We start from the raw sequence: 8,135 nt of genomic DNA on the forward strand, positions 1-8,135 counted from the left end.
GCCGCAACGGAGGAAACATGAAGATCCCTGACGCCGTTGAAAATCTGATCTCGGCAATGACGCTGGACGAAAAGATCGGACAGCTGAACCTGCTGCCGGCTGGCGAGGGGTTGCTGACCGGCGCGCAGCAGCCGACCTCGCTGTCGATGCGGTTGGATGCGGGTCAGGTCGGCGCCATTTTCGGGACCAAGTCGCTTGCCTCGGCCCGCGCCATGCAGGAACGCGCGCTGGCCGGATCGCGGCTGGGGATACCGCTATTCTTTGCCGAGGACGTGATCCACGGGCATCGCACTGTCTTTCCGCTGAACATCGCGCTGGCTTGCAGCTGGGACATGCCGCTGATCGAAAATACCGCCGCCTTCGCCGCTGCGGAGGCTGCGGCCGAGGGGCTGCATCAGGTCTACGGCCCGATGCTCGACATCAGCCGCGATCCGCGCTGGGGCCGGGTGGCCGAAGGGCCGGGCGAAGACGCCCTGTTGGCCTCGCGCATTGCGCAGGCGGCGACGCGCGGGCTGCAGGGGCTGGGTCTGGGCATTCCGGGACGGGTGGCGGCCTGTCTCAAGCACTACGTTGCTTACGGCGCGCCGCAATCCGGCCGGGACTATGACAATGTCAGCCTTGCATGGGAGGACCTGCTCGAAACCTACCTGCCCCCCTTCGTCGCGGGGGTGGACGCGGGCGCGGCAAGCGTCATGGTTTCGTTCAACGCGGTGAACAAGCAGCCGATGCATGCCAATGGCCAGTTGATTGAGGACTGGTTGCGGGGGCGGCACGGGTTCAACGGGCTGGTGGTGTCGGATTATACCGGGGTGAAGGAGTTGGTGGCGCATGGGCTGGGTCCGGCACCGCTTGCGGTTGCGCGCGCGCTGCATGCCGGTGTCGACATGGACATGGTGGGCGAGGATTACCTGCGCGAGCTGCCCGGCCTTCTTCGGGACGGGCTTGATGCGCCCGAAGCCGGGATGACCCTTTCTGCGACGACCCTCACAAGCCTTGTCGACCGCGCCTGCCGCCGGGTTCTGACCTTCAAGGCCCGACTGGGCCTGCTGGACGATCCTTTCCGCGGGCTGGCGGGCACGCCCAAAGCGCCCTCACGCGCCAGCGGGCGCAAGCTTGCGCAGCAGGCGGCGGCGCGTTCTGCGGTGCTGCTCAAGAACAACGGATTGCTGCCGCTGGCCCCCCAGACGAAAGTGGCGCTGATCGGCCCCTTCGCCTCGGACCGGGCGAATATGCTGGGGACATGGGCGGTGTCGGGGCGGGCCGAGGATGTCGTGCCGCTGGACGCAGCCATCGCCGCGCTGACCGGGCAAAAGCCACAGGTCGCATGGGGCGCGAATGTCGTCGATGAGCCGTGGCTGGAACGGCGTCTGAATGTCCATGGCACGACCGTGACCCGCGATCCCCGCAGCAAGGCAAAGCAACTGGCCGAAGCCGTGGCCCTTGCCCGCGCCTCGGATGTGATCATCGCCGCTGTGGGCGAGGCCAAGGAACATGCGGGGGAATCTTCCTCGATGCTTTCGCCGGAACTACCGGCAGCGCAGCGCCGCCTGATCGCAGCCTTGGCCAAGACCGGCAAGCCGCTGCTGGTCGTGGTCTTTGCCGGTCGTCCGCTGGCCATCGGAGAGGTCGCCGCGCAGGCCGATGCCCTGCTTTACGCATGGCATGGCGGCGTGGCTGGCCCCGAGGGCATCGCGGACCTGATCTTTGGCACGGCCTCCCCCTCGGGTCGGCTTGCGATCTCGTTGCCCAGACATCCGGGCGAGGTGCCGCTGACCTATGCCTGTGACACGACGGGACGACCGGGCAATGCGGGCTTCACCAAGTTCCTGACCGGCTGGCTGGACCTGCCAGACGATATGCCGTCATTCCCCTTTGGCTTTGGGCTGGGCTATTCAGAGGTCCGCTACTTGGCCCCGCGCCTGTCCAGTGCCACGGCCAAGGCCGATCAGACCGTCGATCTGCGGATCAGCGTCGAGAACACCGGAACCCGCCCGACGGTCGAGACCGTCCAGCTTTACGCCAGCGATCCAGTCGCCCGCATCACGCGACCGGGTCGCAAGCTGATCGATTTCAGGCAGGTTTCCATTCCTCCCGGCCAGCGTCGCATGGTCAGCTTCCGGGTCACGGCGGATCAGTTCCGCTACCCGATCGCCCCGTCCTTGGAGACGGCCGAATGGGTCCGAGATCCGGGGTTGATCCGCTTGCATGTCGGCCCGAACAGCCGCGATACACAGATGGTGGAGTTGACATGGCTAGATTGATCCGCGGCCTTGACGATGCCACGCTGCGCGACCGGGTCGCGCAGGCCACCCTGCTGTATTTCCTCGATTGGAGCCATCCGGTCAGCGGCATGGCCCGTGAACGCACGGCAGGCGACTTCGGCTATGATGTGGCGGAGACCGTCTGCACCGGCGGCACCGGCTTTGGTCTGCTGGCGCAGATCGTTGCCGTCGAACGCGGCTGGCGGCCCCGGCGCGAGGTTCTTGACCGGCTTGAACGCGTGTTGGGCTTTCTGGAAACCGCTGATCGCTTTGACGGGGTTTATCCGCATTTCCTGAGCGGCTCGACCGGGCGGGTGCTGCCCTTCATGGTCGGTGACGATGGCGGCGATCTGGTCGAGACCTCGTTCCTGATGATGGGCCTTCTGGGGGCGGCCTCCTATTTTGCCGAGGAACCCTCTTTGGTCGCTCGGATTCAGGCGTTGTTTGACGCGGTGAACTGGGCCGCGCATCTGCGCGAGGATGGCGCGGTCATGTGGCATCGCCACCCCAACCGTCCATGGGCCGACAACGCCCTGCCCATCCGTGGCTGGAATGAGGCCTTTCCCGTCTTTGTCCTTGGTACCGGGTCGCGCAGCCACCCCCTACCCGCGACCTCATATCACCAAAGCTGGGCCATGGCCCCGGCCTTTCGCAATGGCCGGATATATGGCGACACGCGGTTGCCGCTGGGCCTCGACTGGGGCGGGCCGCTGTTCCTGTCGCAATATCCGTTTCTGGGCATCGACCCGCGCGGACTGCGTGACGCCTATGCCGATTACGGCGTGCAGGCCCGCGCCCATGCGATGATCAACCGCTATCATTGCCTGCGCAATCCGCAGGGCTGGAAAGGCTATGGCGCGAACCTGTGGGGCCTGACCGCCAGCGATGATCCGACCGGCTATGTCGCGCATTCCCCGACCGAGGATACCGGCGTGATCACCCCCACGGCGGCGCTTGGCTCACTGCCCTTCGTGCCGGATCAGGCGATGGCCGTGCTGCGACATCTCCATGACGATCTGGGTGATCGGATCTGGGGCGAGGCAGGTTTCATCGACGCCTTCAGTCCGGCGCAGGACTGGGCCGCCGAAAGCCGCCTTGCCGTCGATCAGGCCCCCATCGTGATCGGGCTTGAGAACCACCGCTCGGGCCTGTTGTGGCGAATGGTCTCGGGGCGGCCCGAGATACAGCGCGGGCTGAGGGCGCTTGGCTTTACCGCGCCCTATCTGGCCGACCCGCCATTGCCCGAATGGCCAGATCCCGCGCTGCCGCTGCTTCCAGAAATGCCGCTGCCGACCATGTCAGGTCAAGACATGAGACCGGCTGCCCAGTGACGCGGTCGAACTGCTCCGGCAGCGGCCCGGCAGGATTTGGGGCCACCTGCTGGATCAGCGCCATCCAGCCCTCGGCCTTGGCGAAGACCGCAGGATCAGCGGTTTCGGCAGCAATCCGGTAATACATCTCGGCGAAGCCCAGCGTCGTCGGATACCAAGGGTTTCCGTTGAAATAGGCATCCTCGACCCAACGCCCGATGGCGGGGACGTCGCGCCCGTGGTTGATCGGATAGAGCCGCGCAAAATCCCGTTCAAGCGCGGCCGCCGTCGCAAGGGATCGCGGCCCAGTCAGCGCAAAGGGGCCATCGCTGCGCCGCGCATGAAGCAGCGCAAGGCAGGTTGCGCTGTCCAGACGGCCCTCGGGGGCTTCAACGCTTTCCCGCCAACCGCCGCTTGCCCCGTCCGGTGCCTGATCCATCAGCCGCGCAATGCGTTCAACCGCGTCGCGCATGCCTCCGCCCGGATCGTCAAGAAACCGGCTGCCACGATCCAAGGCATCCCATTGCACGATCAGGGTAAATGTCGTGCGCCGCGGCGGTGCTTCCTCCCACGGGCCGATGCATGGTCGTCCCGCCACGCGCAGGACATGGGCAAGATCGCGTTCGATCAAGGCGTTGGCCTGCAGGCTGGCAAGCTCGGGCAGATCGTCAAGCAGGGTCATCAGCGCCGATGCCCGCAACGCGTGGCCGTCATCCTGCGGCCTGCTCCATTGTTCAAGATCGGGCGAGCCATCCGCCGCCACACGCGGTTCCTGCTGCCATGCAGCGCCGTGCAGCGCGGCCAGTTCCGCATCCGGACGCAGGTAGTTTTCGTGGCTGGGCAAGGTCGAGGCACGCAGGGGGTTGGCTGCGGGACCTTGCCGCGTCGGGTCCGAGATAGACAGCGAAAACGCAATGAAATCTGTGATGAAGCTCAGCCAGAAAGGGCGGGATTCGGGGTCCGTCGCCATGGCCAGTGGCACCGCGCGCAGGGCAATGGCGGAATCGCGGATCCAGTGATGGAAATAATCCGGCTCGGGGTCCCAATTCGCGATGCGTGGCGAGGCAAGGACAGATCCCTTGGCAGGCCGAACGGTCCAGCCAAATCCGGCACGGTGGCGTGTCAGATGCGTGGCCGAGCATGCATTGCGCATCGCCTTGGCCGAGCCAAGCCGCTGCGCCGCGATCCAGTCCGGGTCAAGCACGGGCAACTAAACACCCAGCGCTGAAAGGGCGGCGGACAAGGCACGCGCGCAGGCCTCACCCGCCGGGCAATGATGCTCATCCGGCAAAGCGGCAAAGAAACGTGCATTCGGGGCTGCGGCGAAATAGGCGCGGGCATCCTTCAGCGGGATCAGCCCATCCGCCGCACCGGTCACGACCGCCAAAGGTGCGGTGATCCGGTTCAAAGCAGGCTCGGCATCGGCTGTCTGCATCTCGGCGAAATAGGCGGGCACCTCGCGCCTGACCTCTTCGAGGGCGGCCGGTCCCATCGCCTCGCGCGCTATAAGCAGCGCGGGGCCTGACAGGACTGGCGACACGGCCAGAACGTGATGCGTGTCAGGCGATCCTGCCGCAAGATGCGCTACGGCAAACCCGCCAAGGCTATGCCCCGCCAAGCCTCGCGCCTGGCTCGGCCATTCCTGCGCGACCCAGTCCCAAGCTGCTGCCGCGGCATTGGTATGACCCGAAAAGCTAACGCATTCTGGCGGTCCGGATCCGGGCAAGGCCGCCGAATGTGGCAACTCCGGAGCCACGACCCGCCATCCGCGCCCCAGATAGGCGTCCGCAATCTCGGCGATCTGCACCTGTCCGGGCGCGCCGTTTCGGCCATGAACCAGCAAAACCGTCCCGTGCGCCTTTCCCGAGGGTTCGGCCACGACCAAAGGGACAGTGCCGACTGGCGTCGACATGTCGGTACGGCGGGCGCCAGCGATCCAAATGTCATGCAGATGCGTCATCTTGTCGATCCTACTGCGGTTCTTGGAACGCTCCAATAGGACGCCAGTATGATCGAAATGCCAACTCGCTGGACCGCCGATATCATATATCCGCGCCACACCCGCACCAAGTTGCCAAGTGATGATGTGTCCAAGGACAAACTCGCGGTTGCGGCCGCTGATGCCCAGCATCGTGATGAGGGCACATTCGAGAATACCTCTGTCAGCGTCGACAAGTTCCTGAAGAAGCTTTCCGGGAGGGGTGATTTTTCTGTCTGCTATTGGCCGGACCAGCAGGATACGGTCTCTATAGGCAGGTGCGGACCTTCGGCTACGAATGCTGCGCGGTCGCACCATCGCTGATCCCCGTTCGCGCCGGAGAGCGGGGCATGACAGATCGACTGGATACCCTGTGTCTGGCGAGCGATGCGTGATTTGGTCCGTGCCTGCGAAAGCGCGGCAGGGAATCCGCGGCATAGGCGACAACTCGTAGCAGCCTTCGTACTGCGCCGTGGACGTGTCTACCAGCGGACCAAGCCCTGGACGATGCGGTATCGCCACTGGTCTCAAATCCCGCGCATCAAATCGCCGTTCAAGAGATGCTGCAGACCGAACGGAACGTCTGGAGCGGCGGACCGGGCACATCGAGGCATTTTGCCGGAATGGGATCTCGCTCCGGCGGTGAACGCGCTCCAAGCATTGAGGGGTGTCGCGCTGATCAGCGCTGTCACGTTCATGGCCAAGATCAGCCATGTGCGGCGGTTCGAGTCGCCGGTCAAGCTGATAGCCTATCTGGGGGCTGGTCCCGAGCGAACATTTGACGCCAAAGCACGGCGGACCTCACCCGGGCAGGCAATGCCCGCGTGCGCCACAAACTGATCGAGGGGGCCTGAAGCTACTGTCTGCAGGCGCTACCGGGCGAACGAAAGCTCAACATCCTCAAGGAGAAGTTGCCAGAGGGTCAGGTCATTGCCTGGAAAGTGCAGTCTCGTCCGACGACAAGATATTGTCAGCTTATGCGACGCGGAAAGAAATCGACCGTCGTGAAAACGGCCATCGCGCGGGAAATGGCAGTGCGATATCTCCCGTCGCACCATGCTCGCGCTCTGAACGCGGCCCCTTATGCGCTAAATGGCGGGCGCGAGGTCGACGGCAGGGGGAATCGCTTTGTGGCCAGATTCATTCTGATACCCGTTATAGGACAGAAATAGCCCCGAGGCGCATAATCTCTCATGCGGTATCCAGCCCGCGCATCAGAGCTTGTTCACCGACGTTTTCAGACCTCGTGACCGCCTTTGGGCGTCCCGATCACAATAAATGTCCCGGCGTCCCTGAGCGCGTGGAGTAACCCTTGTAAAAGACAGCGAGCGCTACACGCGCGTCTTCGATACACTGGACATATTAGCCCAACCGGCCATCAGCGGAGACGTAGCTAGGCGGGGCAGCAATTGCTTTGATCACGTCATTGCAGCGATCACCACAGTGGGGTTGGCGATCACAGTTGAGCGGTTTGCACAACCCATCCTCCCCCCTTCGGGCCAGACCTAAAACACGGTCGCGACTCAACCTGCCGCCCCGCGCCTGCACGTGCCTGCATCCGATGCGCAAGATGGCGACCGATGTCGCCCGGCAAGCCCGCGCGCCTACCCCACCCCAAGCAATAGCCGGGCAATGCGCGGGCAATACTTGGCAACGCTTGCGGGGTAAAAGATCAGTACGAGATCACTCGGGCACTCCCACCGATACCCCCCTTGCCTCGGATCTTTCGGCTCAACCAGCCTGCCCCCAGCGATTTGCAGCGACATCGTGTAGTACAAGCCGACAATCCCGCCGCGCTGGCATTTAGTTCGGATAAATCATTCAGCTCTCGCGACGCGAGCAGAACAAGATGCAAGAGTTTCGGCGACAAGTTCGCGACCACGCTCAGCTTGCGATCGGATCCTCGCCCTTGAACATGGTGCTGAAGACATCGGCCGAGGCCATACACCACCCTTCGAATTCTTCGTCCTGAAAAGCAGTACTATTGAAAATCTCAGCAATGTGCCGATTGGGGTGCTGTAGCATTATCTCTGCGTCGTGTTATTGACCTGCCACTGAATTTTCATCCAGCCACGATCGGAGCCCGATTGGTCCTGCTCTGCCTACCAATTTTGGACCATCTAAAGCCGGAGTTTCCGGCCTTGGTCATGGCGGCGGGCTGGTGACGCGGCCGGGAAAGTGCAGCGCGCTCGGGACGTTGTATCCGATGGCGCTGTGGGGTCGGTCGTCATTGTAGTGTCTGCGCCAATCCTCCAGCTTTTCGGCCGCGTCCGCAAGGCTCATGAACCAGTGTGCGTTCAGGCATTCTGACCTGAGCTTGCTGTTGAAGGTGAGGAGGGATCAGAAAACAGTCCGGGGGACTGTTTTCCCGACGTAAAATGAAGCCGTTGTCCGTGGGCTTTCCTGGCCGCGAGAAGTCGAGCGTGACGTGCCTGGAATAGGCCCACAGATCGAGGTCGCGCGAGATGAATTCGCTGCCATAGCACGTCGGGAACATTGGTCCGCTTAGAGGTTATGGCCGTGCGCGTAGCCCGCGAACTGCGCAGCGTGCGGCCATAACCGGCGCTCAGGTCTCTATGGTGGTGT

Annotated in this window: 5 protein-coding genes and 2 pseudogenes; 4 read left to right on the plus strand and 3 right to left on the minus strand. The window is 63.7% G+C overall.

Going from position 1 to position 8,135, the window contains the following annotated elements:
- Nucleotides 1-17: 17 nt before the first annotated feature.
- Complete coding sequence (locus IB235_RS15975; protein ID WP_192337510.1) at nt 18-2,261, plus strand: glycoside hydrolase family 3 N-terminal domain-containing protein; 2,244 nt, start codon at nt 18-20, stop codon at nt 2,259-2,261.
- A gap of 491 nt (nt 2,262-2,752) precedes the next feature.
- A pseudogene (locus IB235_RS25170) lies at nt 2,753-3,415 on the plus strand (glucoamylase family protein); the annotation flags it as partial.
- Between the two features lie 55 nt (nt 3,416-3,470).
- Here IB235_RS25170 and IB235_RS25175 read toward each other — a convergent pair.
- Both IB235_RS25175 and IB235_RS15985 read right to left on the minus strand, forming a co-directional pair.
- Entirely contained in the window at nt 3,471-4,775 is a 1,305-nt protein-coding gene (locus tag IB235_RS25175) for a glycoside hydrolase family 15 protein (RefSeq protein ID WP_370576910.1), read from the minus strand.
- Nucleotides 4,776-4,781: 6 nt separating this feature from the next.
- On the minus strand, nt 4,782-5,531 hold the full coding sequence (locus IB235_RS15985) for an alpha/beta hydrolase (protein ID WP_192337512.1): 750 nt from the start codon (nt 5,529-5,531) through the stop codon (nt 4,782-4,784).
- Nucleotides 5,532-5,579: 48 nt separating this feature from the next.
- Here IB235_RS15985 and IB235_RS15990 point away from each other — a divergent pair, with 48 nt between their 5' ends.
- Nucleotides 5,580-5,873 carry a hypothetical protein gene (locus IB235_RS15990; RefSeq protein WP_192337513.1) on the plus strand — a complete coding sequence of 98 codons (294 nt, stop codon included), beginning with the start codon at nt 5,580-5,582 and terminating at the stop codon, nt 5,871-5,873.
- Between the two features lie 372 nt (nt 5,874-6,245).
- The gene (locus tag IB235_RS25875) at nt 6,246-6,389 is read left to right on the plus strand and encodes a hypothetical protein (protein WP_370576908.1); all 144 of its coding nucleotides are present in this window, start codon (nt 6,246-6,248) and stop codon (nt 6,387-6,389) included.
- A 1,305-nt stretch (nt 6,390-7,694) separates the two neighbouring features.
- Here the strand turns inward: IB235_RS25875 and IB235_RS16000 are convergent.
- A pseudogene (locus IB235_RS16000) lies at nt 7,695-8,028 on the minus strand (integrase core domain-containing protein); the annotation flags it as partial.
- Between the last annotated feature and the right edge of the window lie 107 nt (nt 8,029-8,135).

This window comes from Paracoccus sp. PAR01 (assembly GCF_014851995.1).
GTDB lineage: Bacteria > Pseudomonadota > Alphaproteobacteria > Rhodobacterales > Rhodobacteraceae > Paracoccus > Paracoccus litorisediminis.